Source organism: Streptomyces sp. NPDC046759 (genome assembly GCF_040645475.1).
Classification (GTDB): Bacteria; Actinomycetota; Actinomycetes; order Streptomycetales; family Streptomycetaceae; genus Streptomyces.
Genome location: NZ_JBEYYJ010000025.1, coordinates 21,972 through 47,475, shown reverse-complemented (window position 1 = coordinate 47,475; position 25,504 = coordinate 21,972). Strand labels below are relative to the sequence as shown.

Sequence of the window (25,504 nt, the reverse complement as noted above, 5' to 3'; positions counted from 1 at the left end):
CCCGACATGCTGCCCACCGACATCGACCTGCTGCCCGTCCTGGGGCGCCCCACGCTCTCACCGGACGGCACCCACGCCGTCGTCGAGGTCACCCGCGCCGACGTGGCGGGCGACGACTACACCACCGAGATGCTGATCGTGGACACCACGGGCGCCACCCCGCCGCGACGCGTCACCCAGGGCCCCTACGACGGCGCGCCCGCCTTCTCGCCCGACGGCCGCTTCCTCGCCTTCCTGCGCCCCGGCGCCCACGGCCGGGCCCAGATCCACCTGCTGCCGATGCAGGGCGGCGGCGAGGCCTACCCGGTCACCGACCACCCGATGGGCGCGGGCCAGCCGGTGTGGAGCCCGGACTCGACCCGGATCGCCTACACCAGCCGGGTGCCCGCGCCCGGCCGCTACCGGGGCCCGGCCGAGCAGGAGCGGCCGCGCCGCATCACCACGCTCGTCTACCAGCTCGACGGCTTCGGCTACACCTACGACCGGCCGCGCCAGGTGTTCGTCACCGACCCCTTCGCCCCCGACGCCCCGGCGCTCCAGCTCACCAGCGGCGACTACGACCACGGCGACCTGGCCTGGAGCCCCGACAGCCGGCTCCTGGCGTTCGTGACGGCCCGGCACGCGGAGCGCGGCGACGACTCCCGCAACGACGTCTGGGCCGTCGGCGCCGACGGCACGGGCCTGCGGCCGCTGACCGACGGCGGGATGTACCTGTTCACGCCGCGCTTCTCCGCCGACGGCCGCTCGGTCGTCTTCTGCGGCGCCGAGCTCGACAAGAACAACAACTCGTGCGCCACGGCGAGCTACGCCCTGTGGTCGGTCCCGGTCCGGTCCGCCGACGAGGCGCCGGCCGCCGGTCCGGCCGTACCGCGCCGTCTCACCGGCGACGCCCATCACCTCAGCTTCGCCAGCCAGATGATCTGGCCCGCCACCGACGGGGTGTACTTCGCCAGTGACCACCGCGGCGAGGTCAACCTCGTCCTGGTGCCGTACGACGGCGGCGAGCCCGTCCCGGTCGTCACCGGCCGCCGGCAGGTCAACGGCTACGCGGTCGCCGAGACGCCCGCCGGGACCACCGTCGTGGCCGTCGCCGCGAGCGACCGCAGCGCGGGCGACCTCCTGGTGTGGCGCGACGGCACCGAGCGCGTCCTGACGACGTACGGCGCCGAACTCGAGGCGCGCGGCCGGCTCCTGCCCATGGAGGAGTTCACCGCCCACGCCGCCGACGGCTACCCGCTGCACGCCTGGGTGGTGCGCCCCGAGGGCCCCGGGCCGCACCCGGTCATCTTCCAGGTCAAGGGCGGCCCCTACACGCAGTGGGGCTACACCCTCAACGGTCCGGCCGCCTTCGACGAGGCCCAGGTGTACGCGAGCGCCGGGTACGCCGTGGTGCTGGGCAACCCGCGCGGCTGCTCCGGCTACGGCCAGGCCCACGGCGCCCACGTGCGCGACGACCTGCCGGGCAAGTCGGCATCCGACCTGCTGGCCATCCTCGACAAGGCGCTCGAGTCCCCCGACCTGGACGGCAGCCGGGTCGGCGTGATGGGCGGCTCCTTCGGCGGCTACATGGCGGCCTGGTTCAATGCCCACCACGGCGAGCGGTTCCGGGCCATGATCGGCGAACGGGGCCTGTACGCCATCGACAGCTACGCGGCCACCAGTGACGACGGGGCGGACCTCGCGGTCTCGCTGTACGGCGGCGACCGGACCCGCTGGGCGGAGCAGAGCCCGCTGACGTACGTGGACCGGATGGCCACGCCGATGCTCATCATCCAGTCCGAGGACGACAAGCACTGCCCGCAGGAGCAGGCGCAGCGCCTGTTCACGGAGCTGAAGGTGCGCGGGGTGCCGGTGGAGATGCTGCTGTTCCCGGGCGAGGGGCACGACATGTCCCGCACCGGGCTGCCGAGTCACCGGCTGGCCCGCTTCGAGGCGGTCCTGGAGTGGTGGGGGCGGCACCTGTGAGCGGCCTGGCGGACGTGGCGGGCCTCGCAGACCTACGACCGAAACGGGAGGACGTACCGATGGCCGACATCCTGGTGCAGGGGACGGGCGGCCGGCTCTCCCTGGACATCGACGCGGACCGGCTGCTGCGGCGGATCGGCGAGCTGGGCCGGATCGGCCTGGACGAGCGGACCGGCGGCATCACCCGCGAGGGTTTCAGCGCGGCCGACCGCCAGGCGCGGGGCTATCTGATGGACGAGGCCCGCGGCGCTGGCCTCGTCCCGGCGGTCGACGCGGCCGGGAACGTCATCGTGCGGCCCGGTCCGTGCCCCGGCGAGCAGTCCGGCGACCGGCAGGCCCTGATGATGGGCTCGCATCTGGACACCGTCGTCAACGGCGGCCGCCTGGACGGCGCCTACGGTGTGCTGGCCGCCCTGGAGGTGCTCCAGACCCTCACGGAACGCGGGGTCGCGCTGCCGTACGAGCCGGTCGCGGTGGCCTTCGCCAACGAGGAGGGGGCGCTGTTCCCGCAGCCCTTCTGGGGCTCCATGGCGATCGCCGGGCGGCTGGCCGAGCTGCCCCGGGAGCCGCGCGACCACGACGGACGGCCGCTGCGCGAGGCGCTGCGGCAGGCCGGCGGCGATCTGGACGCGCTGGGCAGCGCGGGCTGGGCGCACGGTTCGGTCGCGGCCTACCTCGAACTGCACGTGGAGCAGGGGCCGGTGCTGGAGCGCAGCGGCAGCAGGATCGGCGTGGTCGACGCCATCACGGGCCGTACGGTGCTGACGGTGGAGGTGCGCGGCGCGGCCGGGCACTCGGGCACCAGCCCCATGGAGGGGCGGCGGGACGCGCTCGCGGCCGCGGCCCGGGTGGTGCTGGCCGTGGAGCACATCGCGCGGGACCGCAAGCTGTGCCGGGTGGGCACAGTGGGCCGGCTCGACCCGCACCCCAACACACCGAACACCATCCCCGGCGCGGTACGGCTGTCCGTGGACCTGCGGGACACGGACGTGTGGCGGGCCGCGACGGCCGAGGAGACCCTGCGCCGGGCCCTGAAGGCGATCGCCGCGGACACCGGAACCGAGATCGAGGTGGTCGCCGAGACCCGCTCCGACCCGGTGTCCACCGACCCGGTGCTGCGCGCGGCGATCGAGTGCAGCGCCGAGGAGCTCGGCCTCAGCCACGAGACCCTGCCGAGCGGCGCCGGGCACGACGCACAGATGGTCGCCGACATCGCGCCGATCGGGATGGTCTTCGTGCCGAGCATCGGCGGCATCAGTCACGTCCCCCAGGAGGACACCTCCCCGCGGGACCTGGTCGCAGGGGCGCGGGTGCTGCTGCGGACCGCGCTGCGCATCACCGGACACGCCGAACGGACCGTTCCCGCGCGGGCGGCCGGGCCGCGTCCGGCTCATCAGGACTAGCCCACAGGGAGTGGAGAAGCCATGCAGACGAAGCTCAAACAGAGCGAACGCGTCGCGGTGTTCTGCGGCGCCAGGCCGGGTGTGCAGCGCGAGTACACCGACTTCGCGCGGGAGTTCGGCCGGTCGATCGCCCGGCGCGGACTCGACCTGGTGTACGGCGCCGGAGGCGTCGGGGTGATGGGCGCGGTGGCCGCCGGGGTGCTGGACGGCGGCGGCACCGTCACGGGGGTGATCCCGCGCAGCCTGCACGAGCGGGAGCGTGCCGACAACGCGCCCGGAGGGGTCTTCGTGGTCCGTTCGATGCACGAGCGCAAGGCCCTCATGTACCGGCTGTCGTCGGCGTTCGCGGTGCTGCCCGGCGGCATCGGCACGCTGGACGAGCTGATGGAGGTGGCGACCTGGAACCAGCTGTCGCTGATGCGGAAGCCGATCGTCGTGGTGAACCACAGGGGTTTCTTCACGCCGATGCTGGCCATGCTCGACCACCTGGTCGCCGAGGGCTTCCTGAGCGAGCAGGAGCGGGGGCTGGTCCAGGTGGCAGACACGGCGGAGGAGGCCCTAGACCGGCTCGGGCACCCGGAGCCGACGGGGTCGGCGGCCGCCCTGCCGGTGCCGGCGGCGACCGCGGCCGTGCCGGCCTGACGGCCGGTGCGGCACCGGTGAGGAACCGTTTCCCCAGGTGCTCGTGGGCGGCAGCGGCTATTCGGGCGTCGCCGGCAGGTAGCCCTTCTGCACCGCGTACACACCCGCCTGGAAGCGGCTGCGGGCGTCCAGATGGGTCATCAGGCCGTGGGCGATCCGGCGGGCGGTGCGGGGCGAGACCCCGAGCCGCTTGGCGATCGCCTCGTCCGTGGAGCCCTGAGCCAGTAGTCTCAGGGCCTCCAGCTGCTGACGGGTGAGGGAGCCGGGATCCGGCGTCCTCACCCCGTCCAGTGCGTCGGCCGACTGCCACACGCTCTCGAACAGGGCGTGGAGCGAGGCGATCATCCCCTGGGACGTGACCTGGACGGCACCGGCGGCGGTGTTGCCGCTGTCGGTGGCGAGGATCGCGGCTTCCCGGTCGTAAATGATCATCCGATTGGGCAGTGTGGGCATTGTCCGGACCTGGCACCCCAGTTCCGTGAGCCACCGCGCGTAATCCATGGTCTCGGGGCAGGACCGAATGGAGTCGAGATAGATCGTGCGCATGCGCACACCACGTTGCAGCAACTGCTCGTTCAGCGGACGGGACGCGCGCATGTTCGCGGGCGTCTGCGGACCTCCCGGCGCGAAAGTCAGCAGCTCGTGCGTGACTTTGTCGTGCATGGCCGCGAGGTGATCGCGAATGGCGTCCAGCCCGTCGAGATACTGCACACCGGAAGCGGAGGGCTGGGTATGGCGCTGACCGTCGAATTCGAGAATGAGTTTCGCGGCCGCCGCCCGACTGGCCTCGAGACGCTGCTGGTGCGCGGCGAGCTGGGCCTGTTGCTGGGCCAGCAGGACCTCCATGCCCACGTGCGGGCTGACCGCGTACAACTGGCTGGGATCCTCGGCCGAGACGCGCACCAGGGCCAACTCGCTGAGTTGGTCGAGTGCCCCCCGCACTTCCTGCTCCGAGAGATTGAGAAGTGAACAAAGTCCGGTCACGCCGCTGTGCGGGTTGGCGAGCATCGCTCGGTAGACGGACTCTGTAACAACGTCAAGGCCTAGAACATGAAGCATTTAATTCGCCAGCTCCAAGTCGATGTCCAGAACCCACTGCCGGATCGATACCGCTCGTGAACAGCGCTCAAGGGTGTGCTGACGATACGTTGCCGGGTTGTTATCGGCAAGCAGGTGTCCGTAAACGGGTGCTTTGTAACCGGCTTCCAGGCATCGGTAAGGCGCACTCCATGAGAATGTCCCTGGATTACCTGAGGTAGCGCCATGTATCTCGTCCATGTACATCTGCAGCCCCATCCGCGCGGCGAGGTCATGCCCGACGTGGCCGCGGCGGCCATCGCCGGCTGCGGGGCGGGCATCGAGGGGTTCGAGCACGTCAGCGTGCACCGGGGCGAGGAGGCGGCTCCGGTTGTGGGGATCTATCTGCGGGCCCGCTGCCTGGAAGAGGCGGAAGCGGCCGCCGAGTTCCTGTGGTGGCGCGCCTGCGCCTCCCATCCCTGGCTGCGCGACTGGCGATTTCGGCGTGCCGAAGTGCCGCTGGTGGAATCCCACTTCCAGCCGTGGACGGCGGAGTGAATTGTTCCGCCACTGGTTCTCGGCTCCCTTGACCGAGTCCGGCACCACTCAGGGGATCGACCGTGCCGCCGGGGCCGGGCTGGACAGAGTAGGACAGGGACGGTTTGCCCCACGCGGAACCACTTTTCCCGCCCCTCGGCCTGCGTCAAAACTTCTGTCTGCCAGCGCAGCACAGCCGACAGAAAGGCAGCAGATATGTCGCGCAGGATCTCTCGCAGGGCGCCCCGTCGCCTCTTCCAAGGTGTGATCGTCGCCGGAGCGGTCTTCATGACCGCGAGCGCGGGTGTCACCGCCGCAGCCGCCCTGGCCCCCGCCCCGGCCGGCCACGTCTCCGCCTCCGTCGCCCCCGGCAACAGCGAGGACGACCTCGGCTGGCAGTGACCGTCCCGCAGGTGACTTCCGCACTACTAGGGGGAGCTGTTGTGGAGCAAGACACCCAGGGCACCAAGGGGACACCGCACACCGCGGACGAGCTGATCAGACTCCGTGACCAGGGACTGGGGCACCAGCCGGTCGAGCGGACACCGATCGCCGCACTCGTCGTCGACTTCGACGACTTCTCGCCCCGCATCGACGGCGAGGACGAGGACTACGTCCGCACACTGGCCGAGTCGGAGGCGGAACTGCCGCCCATTCTCGTCCACCGCGCCAGTATGACCGTCGTCGACGGCGCGCACCGGCTGCGCGCAGCGTGCCTGCGCGGTGCCGACCACATCGCCGCACGCTTCTTCGACGGGGACCTGGCCACCGCACGGCTGCTCGCCGTCGCCACCAACGTCACGCACGGACGGCCGCTCACCACCGACGACCGCGTCGCCGCCGCCCGCCGCATCTTCGCCTCGCATCCGCGCTGGTCCGACCGCGCGGTCGCGGCCGTCACCGGCCTGTCCGCGAAGAAGGTCGCGCAGGTGCGCAGCGGTGCCGCGGCCGAGCCCGGGGCCCGCAGGATCGGCCGCGACGGCCGCTCCCGGCCGGTCGACTCCTCCCAGGGCCGCGAACTGGCCGCCCAGCTCATCAGGAGCGAACCCGGTGCCTCGCTGCGGCAGATCGCCGCGCGCACCGGGCTGGCGCCGGCCACCGTCGCCGACGTCAGGGCGCGGCTGCGGCGCGGCGAGAGCCCGGTACCGGTCCGGCGGGACCGCGCCGCCCGGCCGGTACCGGTCACCGAGCACACCGGCCCGCCGCCGGAGCGGCGGATCTCCGCCCCGCCCGCGCGCCGGCCGCTGCGGGACGACGAACTCCTGCGCCTCTTCGACGCGTTGCGGCGCGACCCGTCGCTGCGGTTCAGCGACACCGGCCGCAGCGTCCTGCGCATGCTCGACGCGTGTGCCGCGGTCGCCCGCGACCGCGGCCGTATCGCGGCCACCGTTCCCCCGCACTGCAGGGAGTCCCTGGCCCAGCTCGCCCAGGGGTACGCCGGCATCTGGAACCTCCTCGCCGACGACCTGCAGGGCGGCGGGGACGGGGCGATGGCCTCTCTGGGCGCCTGAGCGCGCACGAACGAAGGTGACCGAGGGGGAGGAGGGAGGCATGGAACCCACGACGAGCCGGGCGGCGCACCCGCCGGCCACCGTCCCGCGCCCGGAGACCGCCGCCCTCCGCCCGGGCGCCGGAGCTTCGCAGCCGGCCGGCGGCGTCGCTCTGGGGCGGCTTCTGGGGGACTGGCGGGGTGGGGGCGGAACCGTCTGCCGGCAGCTGGCCGGAGCGCTGCGCGCTCTCGTCCGAGACGGCCGGGTCGCCTCCGGAAGCCGGCTGCCCAGCGAGCGGCGGCTCGCCGCCGACCTCGCCGTCAGCCGTACGACGGTCGCCGCCGCGTACCGGTTGCTGCGCACCTCGGGCCACGCGGAGAGCAGGCCCGGCTCGGGGACGTACGCCGCACTGCCGGCGCCGCGGGCGGCAGCCGGCACGGGAGTTCCCGAGGGCGTCATCGACCTGGTGACGGCCGCGCTGCCGGCACCCGAGCCGTGGTTCTCGGCGGCGCTGGACGCGGCCGTACGGGACCTGGCGGGATACGCGCGCACCCACGGCTGCTTCCCCGCCGGGCTGCCGGAGCTCAGGGAGGTCGTGGCCGCGCGGTACACCCGGCGCGGTGTGCCGACCCACCCCGAGCAGATCCTCGTCACCGGCGGCGCGACCGGCGCCCTCGCGCTGCTGCTGCGCACGCTGACCGGCCGGTACGACCGGGTGGCGGTCGAGTCGCCCGGACACCCGAACCTGCGGCGGGCGGTGGACGCGGCCGGCGCCCGCCCCGTGCCCGTCGCCGTGCGCGAGGACGGCTGGGACCTGCCGGCCTGGGCCGCCGCACTCCGCTCGGCCAACCCCCGCCTGGCCTGTCCGACCCCCGACTTCCAGCAGCCGACCGGCCTGCTGATGCCCGAGGAGCAGCGCCGCGCCCTGCTCGCCCTGGCCGTGTCCGCCGGCGTGACCCTGGTGGTCGACGAGACCCTGGCGGAGCTGCCCCTCACCCCCCAGGTCACGCCCCCGCCCCCGCTCGCCGCCCTCGACGCGGAGGGCGCGGGGAACGCGGGCACCACCGTCATCACCGTCGGCTCGGCGGCCAAGACGCTGTGGGCCGGGCTGCGCGTCGGCTGGATCCGCGCCACGCCCCAGCTCGTCCGCACCCTGGCCGCCCGGCGCGTCGGCGTCGATCTCGCGCCGCCGGTCCTCGAACAGCTGGTGGCGTGCCGGCTGCTCGACGACTCCGACGCCGCGGCGGACGCCGTCGCCCTGCAGCGCGCACGCGCCCGCAGCGGGCGGGACGCCCTCGTCGCGGCCCTGCGACGTGACCTGACCGGCTGGACCTTCCGCGTCCCGGACGGCGGCCTCGCCCTGTGGGTCCGCGCCGGGGGCCGGCCGGCCCGGGAACTCACCGCGGCGGCGGAACGACGGGGCGTGCGGCTGGCCGCGGGCTCCCGCTTCGGCACCGGCGACGTACACGACGGACACCTGGAAGGATTCCTGCGCGTCTCCTTCGCCCGGCCTCCCGAGGTCCTCGAGGAGGCGGTACGCCGCATCGCACGACACGGGAAGGGTCCGGTTCCGGCATGACGGACAGCGCCATCATCAAGCTCACCGCGGCACAGGCCGCCGAACGGATCGCCTCGGGGGAGGTCACGGCCGTCGAGGTCACCGAGGCCCACCTCGCCCGTATCGACGCCGTGGACGAGAAGGTGCACGCCTTCCTGCACGTCGACCGCGAGGGCGCCCTCGCCCAGGCCCGGGCCGTGGACGACAAACGGGCCCGCGGCGAGAGGCTCGGCCCGCTGGCCGGCGTGCCGCTCGCGCTCAAGGACGCCTTCACCACCCGGGGTGTGCCCACCACCTGTGGTTCCCGCATCCTCGAGGGGTGGCTGCCGCCGTACGACGCGACGCTGACGCAGCGGCTGAAGGCGGCCGGGGTGGTCATCCTCGGCAAGACCAACATGGACGAGTTCGCCATGGGCTCCTCCACCGAGAACAGCGCGTACGGCCCCACCCGCAACCCGTGGGACATGACGCGCGTCCCCGGCGGCTCCGGCGGCGGCTCGGCCGCGGCCCTGGCGGCGTACGAGGCGCCGCTGGCCATCGGCACCGACACCGGCGGCTCGATCCGCCAGCCGGCCTCCCTCACCGGAACCGTCGGGGTCAAGCCGACGTACGGCTCGGTCTCCCGCTACGGCCTCGTCGCCTACTCCTCCTCGCTGGACCAGGGCGGTCCCTGCGGCCGCACGGTGCTGGACACCGCTCTGCTGCACGAGGTGATCGCCGGTCACGACCCGCTGGACTCCACCTCCATCGACGCCCCGGTCCCACCGGTTCTCGAGGCCGCCCGCGACGGCAGTGTGCGCGGCATGCGCGTCGGGGTGGTGCGCGAGTTCGCCGGCCAGGGCTACCAGGAGGGAGTGATGCGGCGCTTCACGGAGTCGGTGGAGCTCCTGCGGGAACTGGGCGCCGAGGTCGTCGAGATCTCCTGTCCGTCCTTCACCTACGCCATGCCCGCGTACTACCTGATCGCGCCGTCCGAGTGCTCCAGCAACCTGGCCCGCTTCGACGCGATCCGGTACGGCGTCCGGGCGGGCGACGACGGCACCCGCTCGGCCGAGGAGGTCACCGCGCGCACCCGCGAGGCCGGGTTCGGCCCCGAGGTCAAGCGCCGCATCATCCTCGGTACGTACGCGCTGAGTTCCGGCTACTACGACGCCTACTACGGCAGCGCCCAGCGCGTGCGCACCTTGATCATCCGGGACTTCGCCCAGGCGTTCGCCCAGGTGGACGTCCTGGTCTCGCCGACCATGCCGACCACCGCGTTCCCGCTCGGCGAGCGCGTCGACGACCCCATGGCCATGTACCTCGCCGACCTGTGCACGATCCCCGTCAACCTCGCGGGCAACGCGGCCATGTCGCTGCCCTGCGGCCTGGCGCCGGAGGACGGCCTCCCGGTCGGCCTGCAGATCATCGCCCCGGCACTGGCGGACGACCGCCTGTACCGCGTCGGCGCCGCACTGGAACGGGCGTTCACCGAGCAGTGGGGCCACGGCCTGCTGGAGCAGGCCCCGGCCCTGTGACCCAGCCGCGCGAGAGAACCGCCGACAACCAACGCGTCACAACAAGGGAGGAAGCTCCATGAAGGTGCAGTTCGAGGAAGTGACCCCGCACGAGATATCCGGCGTGGTCGACGCCCTGGTCACCACCAATCGGGGCGCCGACGGCAGCGTGGCGTTCCACCTCGTCGTCGGGCCGGCCGACCGCCCCGCGGAGTGCGACCGCATCGAGTTCGCCCTCGACCCCGAACACGCGGCCGCCCTCTTCGCCAACCCCCCGGCTCCGTCCGCCGGTTCCCTCCCCGCGGTCCCCTGCCGGGTCGGCGTCGAGTTCCACTCGACGTCCTCGGCCCGCTGGTGACGCCGGGCCGTTCCCTGCGCGCCTAAGGGCCGGACCACGGAAGTGACCCGGCCCTTGGGCGCAGCTTCGTCCGTACGACGCGGAGGACTCGGCCATGGGCGCGATTCCGCAGGAAATCCGCGGCGCCGCAGGCAGGGCGGGCGCCTCTCGCGCGGCCCCCTGCCCGCGGCGCCGCATCACCTCCCTGTGCCGGCCGGACGCTCCGGGTTCCGCGGCGGGCCGTCGCAGCGGCGGACCTCCACCCGGCCCGAATCGCTGAGCGGCATCCTTTCCGCCCAGCTCAGCGCCTCCGCCTCGGAGGGGACGTCGATGATCCAGAGTCCGCCGACCTCCAGCACCCCTTCGCCGGCGCGCCCCTCGTGTGCGGCGCAGGTGGGGCGGGCGAGCCGTGCTCCGTAGACGACCGGGACGCCGGCCTCCGCCATGGCGCGGCCGTACGCCCGGTTGGCGGCGAAGCGCTCCTCACGCTCCTGCGGGGTCATCCGGTCCCAGTCCGTCTCCTGTCCGAAGACCAGCAGCGCGAAATCCATGTCCGTCCCCTTTCCGGGCCGCTCACCGGCTCTCCGGCGCGGCTACATCTGACGGCTCGCCAGGCGGGCGAAGAGCCCGTCCCGGTCGGCGAGCAACTCCTCGTACCGGCCCTGCTGGACGATCCGTCCCTGGTCCATGACGACGATCCGGTCGGCCTCGGCGACCGTGGAGAGCCGGTGCGCGATCACCACCCGGGTGGCGTTCAGGCGCCGGGTGCTCTCGGTGACCAGGCGCTGTGTCGGGTTGTCCAGTGCGCTGGTGGCCTCGTCGAAGAAGACGATGCGGGGCCGGGAGACCAGCGCCCGGGCGATCATCAGGCGCTGGCGCTGGCCGCCGCTGAGGGTGCTGGTGCCCTCCGAGAGCACGGTGTTCATGCCCATCGGCAGGGCCGCGATGTCCTTGTCGATTCCGGCCATCTCGGCCGCCGCCCAGGCGTCGTCCAGGGAGTGGTTGGTGCTGCCGACGATGTTGGCCTTGATGTCGCCGGCCAGCAGCGCCCCGTGCTGCAGCACCACGCCGCACTGCCTGCGTACCGCCGAGACCTCCAGCTCGCTCAGGTCCTGCCCGTCGTAGAGCACCGTCCCGCTCTCCGGCCGCTCGAAGCCGAGCAGCAGCCGCAGCACCGTCGACTTGCCGCTGCCGGACGGACCGACGATCGCCACGAACTCCCCGGGCTCGATGGTCAGCGTGACGTCCTGCAGTGCGGCGGGGCCGTCCTGGCCGTAGCGGAAGGTCACGTGGCTCAGGCCCAGCCAGCCGGACAGGTCGCCCGGGTCCGCCTTGGTGTCGTCCACCTCGGGCTTGCCCTCCAGGATCGGCCGCAGCCGCTCCAGCATCGGAACCACGCCCAGGGCGGTGACCGCCGCCGAGGTGAACTGCAGGCTCGAGGCGATCAGCAGATTGAACGCGGTGAAGAAGGAGAGGAAGACCGGGATGGGGACCTCGCCGTCCAGCGGGCCGGCGATCACACCGAAGACGACCACGGAACACACCAGGGGGAAACCGGCGTTGAAGGTGGTGACGGCGTTCTGGATCCGGCGTGAGGAGGCGGCCAGACCGCGTCCCTTGCCGAACTCCGCCGACCACACCCCGAACACCCGGTCCTCGGCGGCGGTGACCCGCAACTTCGGTACCGCGGTGAGCAGTTGGAAGACGCGCGCGGACATGGTCTGCTCGTGTGCGTAGAGCCGCCGCTGCCAGCGGACCTCCAGCCGTCCGGCGAGCAGTCCGAAGCCGACGCCGAACAGCACCAGCGCGGTCGCCAGGCCCGCCAGCCGCAGATCGTAGAAGTAGACCAGCACCAGGTTGGCCAGTCCGGTCAGCAACCCGAGGGTCGCCGTGGTCATCATCCCGGACAGCGTCTCCTGCGCCGCGCTGACGCCCAGCACGGTCGTCCCCAGCTCCCCGGTGGAGTAGCCGGAGAAGAACGACGCGGGCAGCGAGAGCAGCCGGGTCCAGACTCCCACCTGCATGGCGGCGGTCGAGCGGCTCTCGATGCGCAGCACGGCGATGTTCTGCACCACCGAGAGCGCGGCGACGGCCATCGCGGAACCGATCACCACCACCGCTCCCTCGGTGATCAGGCTGCGCTGGGCGTGCGCCACGAAGGTGCCGAGCACCGCACCCGTCATCACCGGGACCAGCAGCCCGATCACCGAGACCATCGTGGCCATCCCCGCGAACATCCACAGATCGCGCCGGTTGTTGCGGATCCCGAAGCGCAGCAGCCCGCCGACCGTGCGGACGGTGAGCGGCAGCGGCCGGTAGAGCACCGTCGCCTTGTTCTGCAGCTCGCCGGCGAGTTCGGGGGTGAGCGCGGTGACCGCGCCGTTCTCGGCCAGGACGTAGCGGCCGCTCACCGGGAGCAGCGCGACCGCGCCTCCGCCGACCTTGCGGTAGCCGACCATCGGGCCGAGGTCCCCCCGCCACCAGCGGCCGTCGAGCCGGACGCTCCGGGTGCGCACGCCCGAGGCCAGGGCGATGGCCTGCAGCTCGTCCAGATGCCGGTCGTGGCCGTTGCCCGCCACCGGCGCCCTGACGGTGAAGCCCTGGTGGCCGGCGACCAGCCTGGTCGCCGCGAGGGTCGGCGGGTCGCCGGCGGCGTCACCGATGCGCACCCGTGAGGACGTGTCGTGCAGGATGGACTCGAAGCCGCGCGCGGAGTGCGCCAGCGTACCGGCGTCGCGCTCCTGGCGGGCGGCGAGCAGTTCGGTCTCGGCCGCGCGCCTGGCCCCGACCCGGCGGTCCACCGCGTAGAGCAGCCGGCCGCAGTGCGTCTCCAGCCGCTCCCACAGCTCGCCCCCGTCGAGCAGTTCGGGCAGCGAACGGGCGCCGACGGTGGCGGCGCTGCTCGCGACGAGCCAGTCCCGCTCGGTGAGGCACACGTCCGTTCCCGCGGTGAGCTCGCCGTCCGCCCCCTCGGGCAGTTCGACGGTGCCGTCCTCGATGCGCACCCACTGCACCCCGTCCACCGAGCGGAGCGCCTGTCCCTTCTTGAGCACGGTGGGCCCGGTGGTGGACAGCGGAGTGAACTCGCGCGGCGGCAGGGTGTCGCGCAGCGCACCGGCGAGCGCGGTGAGGCCCTTGGCGAGTCCGCGAAGGAACTGGTCCACGGCCTGCTGCTGTTCGGATGCGAGCAGGGCCCGGGCGGCGGCCCCGGCCGCCGTACCGCACGGGCGGCCCAGTGCCGCGAGTCCCTCGGTCCAGGCGGTGGCCAGGAAGGCGACCTCGGCGCCGAGCACCGGGCGGGCCACGATGCCGTGCAGCGGGCCGGCGGGTGCGCCTGGCAGCAGCGCGCCGGCCTCGATCCGGCACAGGAAGTGCCAGCGGCCGCTGGGCGCGCCGCCGGAGAGCTGGACCGCGAACACGTCGACGGCTCCGGCCAGCACGAGCAGCATCCGGCTCGGGTCGTCCAGCACGAGGTAGCGGTCCGCCTGCTGGTCCACCGGATCGGCGGCCTCGGTGAAGAACGCGGCGAAGGCACAGCCGGCGGTGGGGGAGCCGCCTGTGACCGGGGCGGTCCCGGTGCCGGCCTCCCCGGTGGCGGCGGCCTTGCCGGTGACAGCGGTACTCACAGCTCGTCCTCCTCCTCGCGCCGCGAGGACTCGATGAGGGCGGTGTAGTGGCCGCCCAGCGCCAGCAACTCCTCGTGGGTGCCCCGTTCGACGATCCGGCCCTGCTGCAGCACGACGATCTCGTCGGCGTCGCGGACCGTGGAGAGCCGGTGGGCGATGATCAGGCAGGCGCAGCCGCGCCGGCGCAGGTTGTCCATGATGGTGCGCTCGGTCTCCGGGTCGAGCGCGCTGGTCGCCTCGTCCAGCACCAGCACGGTGGGCTCCGTGGCGAGTGCCCTGGCCAGCTCCAGGCGCTGGCGCTGCCCGCCGCTGAAGTTGCGGCCGCCCTCCAGGACCGGGCTGTGGACGCCGCCGGGCCGGGTCATCACGGTGTCGAAGACGGCCGCGTCGCGCAGCGCGGCGGTGACCGCCTCGTCGGGCACGTCGTCGTTCCAGAGCGTCAGGTTGTCGCGGACGGTGCCCTCGAAAAGGGAGATGTCCTGGTCGACGTAGGCGAGCGAGGCGGCCAGCACGGTGCGGGAGATCTCCTCGCGCGGTCTGCCGTCGAGCAGGATCCGTCCCTCGCCAGGGGCGTAGAGCCCCGTCAGCAGCCGGCCCAGGGTGGACTTCCCGCTGCCCGAGCCGCCGACCACGGCGACCCGCCGCCCCGGCACCACCGTCAGGCTCAGGTCCTTGATCACCGGCTCCGACAGCGGGCTGTAGCTGAAGCTGACGTTCCTGAACTCCAGCGTGCCGTCGAGTTTGGCGGTGGCCGGGGGGTCGGGGACGGCGAAGCAGGCGGCCACCGGGTAGCGCTCGACGTCGTACAGCCGCTTGATGTCGGCCGTGACGTCCTGCAGCCGCCCGCCGAGATTGGTCAGTTGGGTGACCGGTCGGCTGAGCGCGGACAGCAGCGTCTGGAACGAGACCAGCAGGCCCACGCTCATCGCTCCGTCCACCACCCGCTGCCCGCCCACCAGCAGGATGAGACCGCTGTTGAGGGCGGCCAGCATCGGTGGCACCACGGTGAGGACCGCGCTGGGGATGCCGAGCTTCTGCTTGGCGGAGACCACCTTGGCCAGGAAGCCGGCCCAGCGGCTGAACGCCTCCGGTTCGGCGCCGGACGCCTTGACCGTCTCGATCAGCGACAGGGTGGTGAAGGTGGTCGCCGTCAGATTGCCGCGGTCCGTGCGCAGGGCGGCCACCGCGTCCGTCCGGGCGCGTGACACGGCGTGCAGCACCACGACGTTGAGCAGCGCCATGCCCACGCCGATCACCCCGAGCAGGACGTCGTAGCGGATCAGGATCGCCGCGTAGAACAGCACCAGGCCCAGGTTGATCACGGTCAGGGCGAGGTCCCGGGACAGGATCTCGGCGACGGTGTCGTTGCCGGCCACCCGCTTGGCCACCTCGGCGGGGCGCCGTTGCAGGAAGAAGTCCACGGGCAGCCGCAGCAGATGGCGGAAGAACCGGGCCGAGCTCACCAGCCCCATCCGGATCTCGAGCCGCAGCAGGTAGTGCCGCTGCACCGACGTGAGGACGAAGACCGCCACCGAGGTCAGGGCCATGGCGACCAGCAGGGGGAGGAGATAGCCGCTCCCGCTGCCGGCCAGTACCCGGTCGATGAAGACCCGGGTGTACGCGGGGATCGCGATGCCCGGGACGACCAGCAGCAGACTGGCCATCAGAACCAGCGGCATCGCCCGGCCGGTCGGCAGCCGTCGCTCCAGCAGGGCACGCCCGACCCCGCCCCTGCTGCCTCCGGGCCGGAAGTCCGGGCCCTTCTCGAAGGACAGCACGATCCCGGTGAAGCCGGAGTCGAACTCCTCCCACTCCATCAGCCGCGGCCCGCTCGCCGGATCGTTGACCGCGACGACGGTCCGGCCGTACCGGGTGCGGATCCCCTCCACGACCATGAAGTGCTGGAAGGCCCAGAAGATGATCACGGGGCCGGTCAGGTCGCGCAGCCGGTCGGCCTCGGTCTGGTAGCCGCGGGCCGTCAGGCCGAAGGCGCGGGCGGCGGAGAGCAGTGTGGACGCGCGGGCGCCGTCCCGGGACACCCCGCAGACGCCGCGCAGATCCTCCAGCGGAACGTGACGGCCGTGGTGGGCGAGGATCATGGCGAGGCTGGCCGCGCCGCACTCCACCGACTCCATCTGCAGAACGGTGGGAACGGCGTGCCGCCAGCGGCGTGGCCGCCGTGTCCAGCGGCCCCTGGCACGGGACCCGTCGCCGCGCCCGGGGGTGCCGCCGGGCCCCGTGCCCGGTGTGTCCCGCCGGGCCTCGGACATCGTGGATGTCATCGCAGCGCCCCCTCAGCGGCCGAGAATCAGGTCGAAGGGCGTCTGTCGGCCCACATTGATCGTCGCGGTGACGGACACCTGGGTGCTCAGCGGCATCGGCGGACCGTTCTGCGAGGTCCAGGCGAAGCCGGTCCGGGTCGACGCGTCGGGAATCAGATCCACCACCACCAGGCGCGGCGGCGCCCCCCTCAGATAGGGCTCGGCGGCGAGTTCCCCGCCGACCAGGCCGGACACGGCCTCCTTGGTGAGCGCGTACGGGCTGATCGAGCCGATCCTTCCGCGCAGCAGGCCGAACGCACCGGCCGGCGCGGTGGACACCGAGAGGTCCACGAGGTCGCCCTGGTGCAGTGCGGCCGCGCGGGTGGCGGGGACGAAGACCATCGCGACCATCCGGTCCCGCGCGTCGTCGGTGCGCTCGACGGAGACGACGGGCGAGCCCGGTGCGACCACCTGCCCGTCGGTGACCGACAGCCCGACGACCCGGCCGCCGAAGGGGCTGGTGATCGCCCGCAGACGGCCCTGGGCGTCCTGCACCTTGACCACCGCCTGTCCCGGCCGGACGCTGTCGGCGGGCCGTGCCAGGACGCTGCGCACCATCCCGCCGTACTGGCTCTGGATCATCGCGGTGCCGCTGGGCCGGGTCAGCAGGCCGGGCGCGTCCACGGTGATCGGGATCCGGCCGGCGAAGGTCCACAGCAGCGCCGCGCTCATGGTGATCAGCACGACGAACAGCGCGATCCAGCCGCGCGGCGCGGCCAGCAAGGTCGGGGAGTCGAGCTCGTCCGGCTCCCGCATCCGCTGCAGAGCCTTGAAACGGAACTTCATCGCCGGTCCCCTCTTCGGGATGTCATCTCTTGGGCTCTCTTCGCGGCACGCCGACGTCCTGCCGCAGCGTCGTCGGCCTGCTGCCGACGACCAGTTCGCCGACCGTGCCCTCGGTGAAGAAGTCCAGGCCGCTGGCCGCGGCGAAGTCGGCCGCGTCACCTCCGCCGAGGCCGCAGACCGCGAGGTCCATCGCGGTGCCGACCAGGTAGAAGGTCTGGTAGAGCACGCCGACGTGCTTGAGGATCAGCGGATAGGCGACCGTCTCGTACTTCCACATCACCCGGCCGAAACGGGCGGTGACCAGCAGCACCACCTGGGGATCGGCCGTCATCAGGGCGGACTCCCGGGCACCGGAGACCAGCGCCGCGGTGGCCGGGCCCGGCTCGGCGACCAGTTCCAGCTCGTGCCGGTCGGTCGCGTAGTGCCACAGCCCCGGTCTCAGGCCCTCGCACTCGGTCACCAGCGGATAGACCTCCAGCTCGTGCACCGCGCCGCCGCTCGGGTACGGACGGTCGGCGTGCTCCTGGCGGTCGCCGCCGGTGAAGGTCTGCCGCCGGCGCATGGTGCGGTAGAGCAGTTCACCGAGCCGGTCCACGGTCAGCGGCGCCCCCTCGTCGTGGTCGCGGACCGAGCGGCGCTGCTCCAGCACCTCGGTGAGGGGCTTGTCCGTACGGGCGAGCGCGGCGAGGTCCGGAACGGCCAGCGCGACCTTCTCGCCGGGGAACGGCGGGGGAGAGGCGGGCTCGGGCGCGAAACGGTCGCCGAACCGGTAGGTGCCGCCGTACCCGGCCACCGTGGAGGGCTGACGGGTGCGGGCGTGGAACATCAGGTCGAGGGCCGACCACTGGGCGAACCGCCGCTCGGTCGCCTCCGGTTCCTGTCCGGCCGAGCCGTACGCCAGCAGCCCGGCGACGTCGAACAGCCGGAGGATCTGGCGGACGGCGTCGAGCGTGATCCCGCCCGGCAGCTGGGCCAGCGCGGCGGGGCTGGTCCAGGCGGCGAGCGCGGGAAGCAGCGCCGCCGCGCCGGTGCCGAGCTCCACGGCCAGCGCGCTGCCGGGTGCGCGGACCACCAGGGCGCCGTCCTCGGCCCCCGCGGTGGCGAAGCGGGAGAGTTTCACCTGCCGGGTGGGGTCGGGGACCGGGCCGGGCAGGGCGGAGCCCCGGCCGATCGGACGCAGCCGGGCCAGCGGTTCGTCGGCGGCGCCCGTCACCGCGTGGACGGAGTGCTCCAGCATTCCGGCCATGCCGAGCCGGCGGAACGTCAGCTGCCAGCGCAGCAGCCCGCTCTCGCCGTCCCGGGCGGCCACCAGGGCGCCGAGATCCTCCTCGGTGTGTTCCCCGAAGGCCAGCGCGGCCACCGCCTCGCGGGCCCCGGCGGACAGGTCCGGCAGGTTCAGTGCGCCGATGGGGGCGGTGAGCCGGATCGTGCGCGCGGCCGGCGCCGGGTCACAGACGGCGTCGCGGCGCAGCCGGACGCGGCGGACCACCCGGGGGGTGCCAGGGCCGCTGCCGGTCGCCGCGGGGGCGGCGGGGCCGGCGGCCGCGGCCGTCGTCCGGGTGCCGGTGTGAGCGGCGGCCCTGTGTGCCGCGGTCTGCGCGGCTGTCGCTGTCGTCTCTGCGGTCATCTCTGCGTGTCCCGGCCCGTTCTAGAAGAAGACGTTCTTCGGGTTGAGCTGCTCCTCGGTGTGCGCGGTGGCCAGCCAGCCCTGCTCGACCGGTACGTCGTAGAGCCGTCCGGGAGCCAGCCGGCGCCAGAAGTGCCGCATGCCGGGGGCGATCACCTTCACCACGCTGAGGTCGAGGTCGGGCCGGCTCTGGTCGAGGACGATGATCTCGATGCCGCGGGCCCGCGCCCGCTCCACGCAGTCCCGCACATGGTCGGCCAGGTCGTCGCCGGCGGGCGGAGCGAAGTCGGTGACGGCGGTGGGCGCCAGGTGCTGGGCCGGGAGCAGCCAGGGCTCCTGGGCGACCGTGGCCGTCCGGCACCACTCCAGGGTCTCCAGGTCGTCCGTCCGGTACAGGGTGGCGCCGTTCTCGTCGCGGCGGTCCACGAACGGGAGGAACTGGTTGACCTCGGTGAGCGCGCGGATCGCGGCGATCCGCGGGTCCGGGTGCGCCCCGAAACCGACCATGATGTCCTCGACCTCGTGCCTGCGCCGGGAGATGGCCGCGAAGGTGGGCACGCCCAGGTCCGAGGTGATGTCCAGGACCCACAGCTCACGGTCGACCGAGGCGTAGAACTCACGCATGGTCCGCACGTAGGGGTCGTTCAGCGAGTCCAGGTCGAACTCGGGCCGCGGCAGCCGGTTGTACCACCACAACGCCACCGCGTCCCGCTCGACGACCTCGCAGAACCCCTGCAGGATCGCCTCCTCCAGGGTGTTGCCGCTGGCGCAGCCGTTGGAGTCGCCGACGCAGTAGAAGTGCCGTGCCAGGTCGGGATGGCCGTACCAGGCGTAGCCGGAGGGGATCAGCCGCTCGGCGTCGTGGGTGAGTGACCAGGCGCGCGACCAGTCGAGTGGGGCGTCGGCCGGGAACGGGTCGGGCACCAGGTGCAGCCGGTGGGAGGGCTGCGCGTTCCATTCGGCGCGGCCCTCGAACTGGACCTGGGAGAACAGCAGCAGACGGTCCATGTGGACGGCGGTGTCCGGGTCGAGGTCCCGGTAGGCGGCGCGCACCACGGGCTCCTCGCCGCGCCAGACCGCCGAGTAGCGCTCGATCGCCTCGCAGACGGCACTGACCTTGGCCTGGATCTCCGAACGGCCCTTCCCCCCGCTCTGGCCGCGCATGTTGCGGCGCAGCAGGTCCATGTTGTCGTTGACCATCGCGAAGTTGTGGCCGGCCGTGAAGCTGTAGGTGATGCCGTTGCCGGTGTCGTCGTGCGCGCCGAGCCGGGTGATGGCACCCAGGTGCGGGCTGATGTGGTGCTTCAGCCGGTCGTAGGTGAACTGCGGTGCCTGGACGCGGTATCCGCCGTCGGTGGTGTGCCCGGCCGGGCTCGACGACAGCACGACCTTGGGGCTGCGCTCGGCGATCAGGCCGGGGTCGCCGCAGCTCGGGCACTGCGGCTGGCGGACCAGGGTGTGCTCGGCGCTCTGCAGGGTGGCCAGGTCCCAGGTGACCATCAGCCCTTCCAGCGCGGCACAGGAACCGCTCGCCAGGAGCTTCGCCGCCTGGGCGGCCAGCAGCTGCCCGAGCACGGCGGGACCGGCCGGGATGGCCGCGCGCGTCGGGTGCAAGGGGGTGGCCTCGCCACGCTTGCCGGCCAGGTAGCGCTCGACCTGCCGGTTGCCGCTGATCCGCTGCGCGATGCAGGTCCAGCAGCCGGTGACGCCCGGCCGCAGCAGCGGGCCGAGCCAGAGGCTGGTGCCGGTCGGCTTGGCGAGCAGCCACGGGCGTTCATCGGCCAGCCGGGCGGTGTTGAGCCGTTCCAGCGCCGGGTCGAGGTAGTCGTCGGCCAGCACGATGAGCAGGGCGTCCGCACCGGCGGCCAGTGCCCCGGCCTCGTCCACCGCACGGGCGCGCAGGCCGGTCGTCTCCAGCGCCTCGACCACCGGCGTGGCCGTGGTCCCCCCGAGGGCCAGGACCAGCAGCTCGGTGCGGTCCGCGGCAGCCTGCACGGCGGCCGGGTCGACACCCTGGGCGTCCCAGTAGGCCAGCACGTCCTCGGGCAGGTCGGGGCGGCCGTCGGCGAGGTGTCCGGCGGCCTCGTAACGCCGCAGCGCGGTCAGCGCCTGACCGAGCGGCACACTGCCGCCGAGCTCCTGCAGGATCTCGGCGACCGTGCGCCGGCCGTCCAGATACGGCAGGAGACGCACGGCGGCGGCCCCCGGGACCATGTAGTCCTGGCCCTCGCCGAGCAGGAAGACCTTTCCGTCCACCACTTCGCTCAGAAAATGAGCCTTGAGTCGTGGCCTTTCCATGCGTCATCCCCCCGTGTTCACGAGTACTGCTGTCTCCGCCGATTGAGAGGTGAATTGCTCTCACGGCATTCGAACACGACGTGAAAACCTGTGTACATACTGCACATTCGGCGCCCGGCGGATCCATACGCATCGGCGCTCATTACGTATTCGGCGGCTCCCGGTACGTAGGCGCATACGTATCCCGACGCGCGTTGACAGCGTCCTGGTGTGCGCGATACTGGTGTGCCGGTGGGCCCTTGACGGCCCAGGCGCGGGCGGGGCCGCGACCGCGCCGTGGCGCCAACGGGGGGACGCATTGTCGGCAAGCAGTCTGCTGCATCGTGAGCGGGAACTGGCTGAGCTGGACCGGGCTCTGGACGAGGCCGGCGCCGGACGGCCCGCCGTGGTTCTGATCCAGGGGCCGAGGGGAATCGGGAAGACGGCGCTGCTTCGCGCCGCGCTGGGCCGGATACCCGGCGATGCCGTCGTGCTGCGGGCGCGATGTCACGACAACGAACGTGACTTTTCCTACGGCGTCGTCCGTCAGCTTTTCGACCCGTTCATGAACAAGCCCGACCAGCTGAACGAGCCCGACCGGCAGGACCGGTCGCAGCGGCCGGAATCCACGGCGAAATCACCCGGCGGATATCTCGCGGAGGCCCTCCCGGGCGCCGAACCGGCGGTCTTCGGCCCGGACGGCGAAAACGGCCGTCACCATGTGCTGAACAACCTTTTCAACGCCGCCCGTTCCCTCACCACCCGCACCCCGGTGGTGATGGTGATCGACGATCTGCATCTGGCGGACGAAGCGTCCCGGCAGTGGTTCTCCTACCTCGCCCGCCGGCTCGACGGCCTGCCGGTGGCGCTCCTCGTCACCGCCGCCGCCGAGGCCGCCGACCCGCTCACCGCCGACCTGGGCGCGCTCGGACACACCCGCACCCTCACCCCGGGACCGCTCTGCGACAGCTGTGTCGCCGAGCGGGTGAGCTCCGTGTTCGGGGCGCCGGTCGATCCCGAGCTCGCCGCCGTCTGCCACGACCTGTCACAGGGGAACCCGCTGGTCCTCGAGGAGCTGACGGCCCGGCTGCTGGACGCTCGTACCTCGCCCGGCGCGCCCGACCTGGAGGCGGTGCTGCGGATCGGCGCCGCGACCCTCGCCGACACCACGCTCAGCTGGCTGCGGCGCAGCCGTCCACGGGCGATGGAGCTGCTCACCTCCCTGGCGGTGCTCGGCCCCGGCGCGGAGCTGACCACCGCCGCGCTGCTGGCCGGCCAGGGCGACCTGCTGGCCGACGAGGCCCGCGAGGCACTGCGGCGCACCGACCTGATCGACCCCGGCCCGCCGGAGACCTTCCGCCACGAGCTGGTCCGCACGGCCGTGCTGGCCCGCACCGATCCGCGTGACCTGGTCGCGCTGCACGAGCGGGCCGCAGCCCTGCTGGTCCGGCTCGGCGCACCCGCGGGCCGGGTCGCCGAGCACCTGATGTCCTCCGGCACCACCGGCCTGGACTGGGCGCTGCCGGTCCTGCGGGCGGCCGCCAGGGAAGCCGCCGCCGACGGCTGCCTGGACGACGCCGCCTGCTATCTGCAGCGGGCGCTGGCCGAGGCGACCGACCCCGAGCTGATCCAGTCGCTCACCGTGCAGCTCGGCACCGTCGAGCTGCACCGCGATCCGGCCGCCTGCGCCCGGTACGCCGCCGGTCTCGCGGTGGCCGCCGACCCGGTCGAGCGCGCCCGGCTGCTGCTGCCCTTCGCCCATCCGGTCCTGGCGCTCACCGCCGCCGGAGCCGCGGTGCCGTTCGCCGAGACGGCGGGCGCACTGGCCGCCACCGGGGACCCGGCGGCCGAGTTGCTGCTGCCGCTCGCCGCCCAGGCGGTCCTCGCCGGACAGCGCACCGCCGTACGGCGCGCGGTCGCCTCGCTGCGTGCGGCCGGGGACGAGCCGGCCGCTTCGGACTTCCTGGGCGCGCTGGCCGCCATGGCCGCGGCCGGCGGGCGCTCACCGCGGCGCGCGGTCCGGCTGGCGGCCCGCTGTGTGAGCGGTGCTTCACCGGCCGAGGCGGGCATCGGTGTGCTCGGCGCGGCGATGGCCTTCGCCTGGAGCGGCCGGCTGGACGAGGCCGCCGCCTGGGCCGCCCGGGTGGTCCGCTCCGCCCAGCGCCTGAACCACCCGGGTGAGCTGGCGCTGGCGCTGCTGGCCCGCTCCGACATCGCCTACCGGCAGGGACACCTGGACACCGCGCTGTCCGACGCCGACCGGGCGGCCCGGTCGGCCGAGCAGGTCCATGCCGACGAACTGGTCAGCGCGGCGACGGCACTGCGGATGCGGGTCCTGTTGCGGCGCGGCCGGACCCCGGACGAGTCACGGCTCACCGGCGCCCCGCTGCCCGCCGACGCCCATCCGCTGGTCCGGGCGGTGGTGCTGGAGGCCCGTGGGCTGGTCGCGGCGGCGCGAGGCGACCACGAGAAGGCGCTCCGGCTCTTCCTGGAGTGCGGCCACCAGCTGGCCGTGCGGGGCATCGCCAATCCGGCCTGTGTCCCCTGGCGCACCCACGCCGCCCAGGCGTACCAGAACCTGGGCGAGTACGCCGCGGCCCGGACCATCGCCGCCGACCCGCTGCCCGGCGCGGACAGCCGCCCCCGCCCGGCACCGGTGCGCGGCCCGGTGATCGGTACGCGCGATGCGGGGCCGGTGCGGCTCACCCCGAGCGAGCGCCGGGTGACCGAGCTCGTCCTGCAGGGGCTGAGCAATCTGGAGGTGGCCGAGCGGCTCTGCCTGAGCAAACGCACGGTCGACACCCACCTGGGCCGGATCTACCGCAAGCTCGCCATCAAGGGGCGCGCCGAACTCGGCGCCGCGGTCAAGGCGTTGTGACGGCGGTCAGCCCGAACTCGGCGCCGAACGGGTCGCGCAGCACGGTGGGCTCACCCGGGCCCGAGCGGATCACGGTCGCCCCCCCGGCGAGCGCCCGGCGCACCGCGTCCGCCGGGTCGGCCGCGCCGAAGTACGGCAGCCACAGCGGTCGGCCCTGGTCGCTCTCGACCACGCGGGCCCGGGCGGTCCCCTCCAGTTCCAGCTCCGGCTGCTCCTCGTCCGAGGCGAGCCGGTAGCCGAACAGTTCGCCGTAGAAGCGGGCGGCCCGTGCGGCGTCGGGCACCCGCAGCTCGTGCCCGGACACCGCGCCGGGCTCGTCCGCCAGCACCACTCCCCGGTCGTGGTGGCCCTCCCAGAAGCCGACGACCACGCCCGAGGGGTCGACGGCGAGGAAGAGCCGCCCGTCGTCACCCGCCGGCACCGGGTTCATCACCACGCGTCCGCCCAGCCGGCCGACCTGGAGGCAGGTGTGGTCGGCGTCCTTGGTGGCCAGATACACGTTCCAGGTGGCGTTCGGCGGCATTCCGGCCGGGCTGGCCCCGAAGCCGGCGACGATGTGCCCGCCCAGCGTGGCGAGCTGGTAGCCGGACGCCTCGGTGGTGAACTCCCAGCCCAGCAGGGCCGCGTAGAACGCCTGACTCGCCGTCAGGTCCGGAGTGATGCAGTCAACCCAGCACGGTGTGCCGGCAGCGTAGTGGGTACGTAAAGGCATGATGCGCGCTCCTCGTGGCGTACTTCCTGGTCGATCAATCCCGCCGCCTCCTCCGCCCCGCTGACGCCGGGCAGTTCCAGACGGTAGGCCGGTGCTCCGTCGAGCAGTCCGGCAGAGCCCTCCGGCCATGCCTGCGCGGTGCAGGCGCGGGGCGTCAACCGGACGGCTTCATCGGCACTTCGGCACAGTTGGACCAGCGTAGGCCGACCCAGCCTGGCCCGGACCGGGGCCACCGGCCCGAGACACTCCGGCCGCACCAGCAGCACCTCCCCGCCGGCCGGCGAGGCGGCCACGCGGCACAGCTCGTTCGGCAGCCCCGCGCCCCGCAGCCAGGCGGCGGCCCGGCCACGCGCCTGCAGGGGCACGAGATACGGCAGGACCTCACCGGTACGGCGGTCCAGCACGAGCAGCCGCCCGGAGACGAACTCCCAGGAGCGGTGTGCCAGTGCCGCCCCGACGTTCGCCTGCTCCGCGTACGGTCCGCCGATCAGCGCGACCGTGGTGTCTCCCCGGGCGAGCACGACGGCCTGCACCAGGCAGAACCGGTCCTGCAACGCGGCGAACGGTGGCAGGGCCGGGGGCACGTTCCCCCAGCCCCGGAAGGCCCGGCGCAGCAGGGGGGTGCCGTCACCGCGCCGGACCAGGAACTCCGCCGGAGCGGAACCGGCCGGCCGGAAGAACTCGACACGCAGGTGCTGGGGGTTCCCGGAGTTCTTCACCATGTGCGGACCGAAGTGGAACGCGACCTCGTCGCGGTCGGCCGAGATGACACCGACTTCGATGCCGAAGAAATTCAGCACAATCGGTTCCAAAGCCGTCACAGCATCTCCTG

Annotated in this window: 18 protein-coding genes; 9 read left to right on the top strand and 9 right to left on the bottom strand. The window is 73.2% G+C overall.

Annotated elements, in window-relative coordinates:
* Positions 1 to 6: 6 nt before the first annotated feature.
* The 3 genes from ABZ919_RS29330 to ABZ919_RS29320 are packed head-to-tail and all read left to right on the top strand — an operon-like array spanning position 7 to position 4,010.
* On the top strand, positions 7 to 1,965 hold the full coding sequence (locus tag ABZ919_RS29330; protein WP_361253478.1) for a S9 family peptidase: 1,959 nt from the start codon (positions 7 to 9) through the stop codon (positions 1,963 to 1,965).
* A gap of 59 nt (positions 1,966 to 2,024) precedes the next feature.
* Positions 2,025 to 3,368, top strand: coding sequence for a Zn-dependent hydrolase (locus ABZ919_RS29325; protein WP_361253477.1), 1,344 nt, complete (start codon positions 2,025 to 2,027; stop codon positions 3,366 to 3,368).
* A gap of 21 nt (positions 3,369 to 3,389) precedes the next feature.
* Positions 3,390 to 4,010, top strand: coding sequence for a TIGR00730 family Rossman fold protein (locus ABZ919_RS29320; RefSeq protein ID WP_361253474.1), 621 nt, complete (start codon positions 3,390 to 3,392; stop codon positions 4,008 to 4,010).
* A 57-nt stretch (positions 4,011 to 4,067) separates the two neighbouring features.
* Here the strand turns inward: ABZ919_RS29320 and ABZ919_RS29315 are convergent, their stop codons facing one another.
* Positions 4,068 to 5,018, bottom strand: coding sequence for a LuxR C-terminal-related transcriptional regulator (locus ABZ919_RS29315; RefSeq protein ID WP_361253473.1), 951 nt, complete (start codon positions 5,016 to 5,018; stop codon positions 4,068 to 4,070).
* Positions 5,019 to 5,273: 255 nt separating this feature from the next.
* On the opposite strand from ABZ919_RS29315, the gene ABZ919_RS29310 reads away from it, so the two are divergent.
* The 5 genes from ABZ919_RS29310 (at position 5,274) to ABZ919_RS29290 (ending at position 10,466) form a co-directional block, all read left to right on the top strand.
* The gene (locus ABZ919_RS29310) at positions 5,274 to 5,585 is read left to right on the top strand and encodes a hypothetical protein (RefSeq protein ID WP_361253471.1); all 312 of its coding nucleotides are present in this window, start codon (positions 5,274 to 5,276) and stop codon (positions 5,583 to 5,585) included.
* A gap of 422 nt (positions 5,586 to 6,007) precedes the next feature.
* Positions 6,008 to 7,075: a ParB N-terminal domain-containing protein gene (locus tag ABZ919_RS29305; protein WP_361253469.1), complete on the top strand. Its 1,068-nt coding sequence runs from the start codon at positions 6,008 to 6,010 to the stop codon at positions 7,073 to 7,075.
* A 40-nt stretch (positions 7,076 to 7,115) separates the two neighbouring features.
* Positions 7,116 to 8,633: a PLP-dependent aminotransferase family protein gene (locus tag ABZ919_RS29300; RefSeq protein WP_361253467.1), complete on the top strand. Its 1,518-nt coding sequence runs from the start codon at positions 7,116 to 7,118 to the stop codon at positions 8,631 to 8,633.
* Positions 8,630 to 10,129 (top strand): Asp-tRNA(Asn)/Glu-tRNA(Gln) amidotransferase subunit GatA, encoded by a 1,500-nt coding sequence (gatA, locus tag ABZ919_RS29295; protein WP_361253465.1) that lies wholly within the window; start codon positions 8,630 to 8,632, stop codon positions 10,127 to 10,129. Before ABZ919_RS29300 ends, gatA begins: the two co-directional genes overlap by 4 nt.
* 58 nt (positions 10,130 to 10,187) lie before the next feature.
* A complete protein-coding gene (locus ABZ919_RS29290) occupies positions 10,188 to 10,466 on the top strand; it encodes a hypothetical protein (RefSeq protein WP_361253463.1) in 279 nt (92 codons plus the stop codon).
* A gap of 176 nt (positions 10,467 to 10,642) precedes the next feature.
* Here the strand turns inward: ABZ919_RS29290 and ABZ919_RS29285 are convergent, their stop codons facing one another.
* The 6 genes from ABZ919_RS29285 to ABZ919_RS29260 are packed head-to-tail and all read right to left on the bottom strand — an operon-like array spanning position 10,643 to position 21,103.
* On the bottom strand, positions 10,643 to 10,996 hold the full coding sequence (locus ABZ919_RS29285; RefSeq protein ID WP_361253459.1) for a YciI family protein: 354 nt from the start codon (positions 10,994 to 10,996) through the stop codon (positions 10,643 to 10,645).
* Between the two features lie 42 nt (positions 10,997 to 11,038).
* Positions 11,039 to 14,071 (bottom strand): NHLP bacteriocin export ABC transporter permease/ATPase subunit, encoded by a 3,033-nt coding sequence (locus tag ABZ919_RS29280; RefSeq protein ID WP_361253457.1) that lies wholly within the window; start codon positions 14,069 to 14,071, stop codon positions 11,039 to 11,041.
* Positions 14,068 to 16,353 (bottom strand): NHLP family bacteriocin export ABC transporter peptidase/permease/ATPase subunit, encoded by a 2,286-nt coding sequence (locus tag ABZ919_RS29275; RefSeq protein ID WP_361253455.1) that lies wholly within the window; start codon positions 16,351 to 16,353, stop codon positions 14,068 to 14,070. The genes ABZ919_RS29280 and ABZ919_RS29275 overlap by 4 nt, the downstream gene beginning before the upstream one ends.
* Before the next feature lie 12 nt (positions 16,354 to 16,365).
* The gene (locus ABZ919_RS29270) at positions 16,366 to 17,178 is read right to left on the bottom strand and encodes an HlyD family efflux transporter periplasmic adaptor subunit (protein WP_361253453.1); all 813 of its coding nucleotides are present in this window, start codon (positions 17,176 to 17,178) and stop codon (positions 16,366 to 16,368) included.
* Between the two features lie 22 nt (positions 17,179 to 17,200).
* Positions 17,201 to 18,805 (bottom strand): SagB family peptide dehydrogenase, encoded by a 1,605-nt coding sequence (locus ABZ919_RS29265; protein WP_361253451.1) that lies wholly within the window; start codon positions 18,803 to 18,805, stop codon positions 17,201 to 17,203.
* A 21-nt stretch (positions 18,806 to 18,826) separates the two neighbouring features.
* On the bottom strand, positions 18,827 to 21,103 hold the full coding sequence (locus ABZ919_RS29260; protein ID WP_361253449.1) for a TOMM precursor leader peptide-binding protein: 2,277 nt from the start codon (positions 21,101 to 21,103) through the stop codon (positions 18,827 to 18,829).
* Positions 21,104 to 21,401: 298 nt separating this feature from the next.
* Here ABZ919_RS29260 and ABZ919_RS29255 point away from each other — a divergent pair, with 298 nt between their 5' ends.
* Positions 21,402 to 23,960, top strand: coding sequence for an AAA family ATPase (locus ABZ919_RS29255; protein ID WP_361253447.1), 2,559 nt, complete (start codon positions 21,402 to 21,404; stop codon positions 23,958 to 23,960).
* Here ABZ919_RS29255 and ABZ919_RS29250 read toward each other — a convergent pair.
* Both ABZ919_RS29250 and ABZ919_RS29245 read right to left on the bottom strand, forming a co-directional pair.
* On the bottom strand, positions 23,947 to 24,672 hold the full coding sequence (locus tag ABZ919_RS29250) for a VOC family protein (RefSeq protein ID WP_361253445.1): 726 nt from the start codon (positions 24,670 to 24,672) through the stop codon (positions 23,947 to 23,949). The genes ABZ919_RS29255 and ABZ919_RS29250 overlap by 14 nt on opposite strands.
* A complete protein-coding gene (locus ABZ919_RS29245) occupies positions 24,606 to 25,493 on the bottom strand; it encodes a hypothetical protein (RefSeq protein ID WP_361253444.1) in 888 nt (295 codons plus the stop codon). Before ABZ919_RS29245 ends, ABZ919_RS29250 begins: the two co-directional genes overlap by 67 nt.
* Between the last annotated feature and the right edge of the window lie 11 nt (positions 25,494 to 25,504).

Excerpts from the sequence above, each read along its gene's own strand:
- ABZ919_RS29330 (WP_361253478.1), top strand. The coding sequence starts at position 7 with ATGCTGCCCACCGACATCGACCTGCTGCCCGTCCTGGGGCGCCCCACG.
- ABZ919_RS29325 (WP_361253477.1), top strand. The coding sequence starts at position 2,025 with ATGGCCGACATCCTGGTGCAGGGGACGGGCGGCCGGCTCTCCCTGGAC.
- ABZ919_RS29320 (WP_361253474.1), top strand. The coding sequence starts at position 3,390 with ATGCAGACGAAGCTCAAACAGAGCGAACGCGTCGCGGTGTTCTGCGGC.
- ABZ919_RS29315 (WP_361253473.1), bottom strand. The coding sequence starts at position 5,018 with ATGCTCGCCAACCCGCACAGCGGCGTGACCGGACTTTGTTCACTTCTC.
- ABZ919_RS29310 (WP_361253471.1), top strand. The coding sequence starts at position 5,274 with ATGTATCTCGTCCATGTACATCTGCAGCCCCATCCGCGCGGCGAGGTC.
- ABZ919_RS29300 (WP_361253467.1), top strand. The coding sequence starts at position 7,116 with ATGGAACCCACGACGAGCCGGGCGGCGCACCCGCCGGCCACCGTCCCG.
- gatA (WP_361253465.1), top strand. The coding sequence starts at position 8,630 with ATGACGGACAGCGCCATCATCAAGCTCACCGCGGCACAGGCCGCCGAA.
- ABZ919_RS29290 (WP_361253463.1), top strand. The coding sequence starts at position 10,188 with ATGAAGGTGCAGTTCGAGGAAGTGACCCCGCACGAGATATCCGGCGTG.
- ABZ919_RS29285 (WP_361253459.1), bottom strand. The coding sequence starts at position 10,996 with ATGGATTTCGCGCTGCTGGTCTTCGGACAGGAGACGGACTGGGACCGG.
- ABZ919_RS29275 (WP_361253455.1), bottom strand. The coding sequence starts at position 16,353 with ATGACATCCACGATGTCCGAGGCCCGGCGGGACACACCGGGCACGGGG.
- ABZ919_RS29270 (WP_361253453.1), bottom strand. The coding sequence starts at position 17,178 with ATGAAGTTCCGTTTCAAGGCTCTGCAGCGGATGCGGGAGCCGGACGAG.
- ABZ919_RS29265 (WP_361253451.1), bottom strand. The coding sequence starts at position 18,805 with ATGACCGCAGAGACGACAGCGACAGCCGCGCAGACCGCGGCACACAGG.
- ABZ919_RS29260 (WP_361253449.1), bottom strand. The coding sequence starts at position 21,103 with ATGGAAAGGCCACGACTCAAGGCTCATTTTCTGAGCGAAGTGGTGGAC.
- ABZ919_RS29250 (WP_361253445.1), bottom strand. The coding sequence starts at position 24,672 with ATGCCTTTACGTACCCACTACGCTGCCGGCACACCGTGCTGGGTTGAC.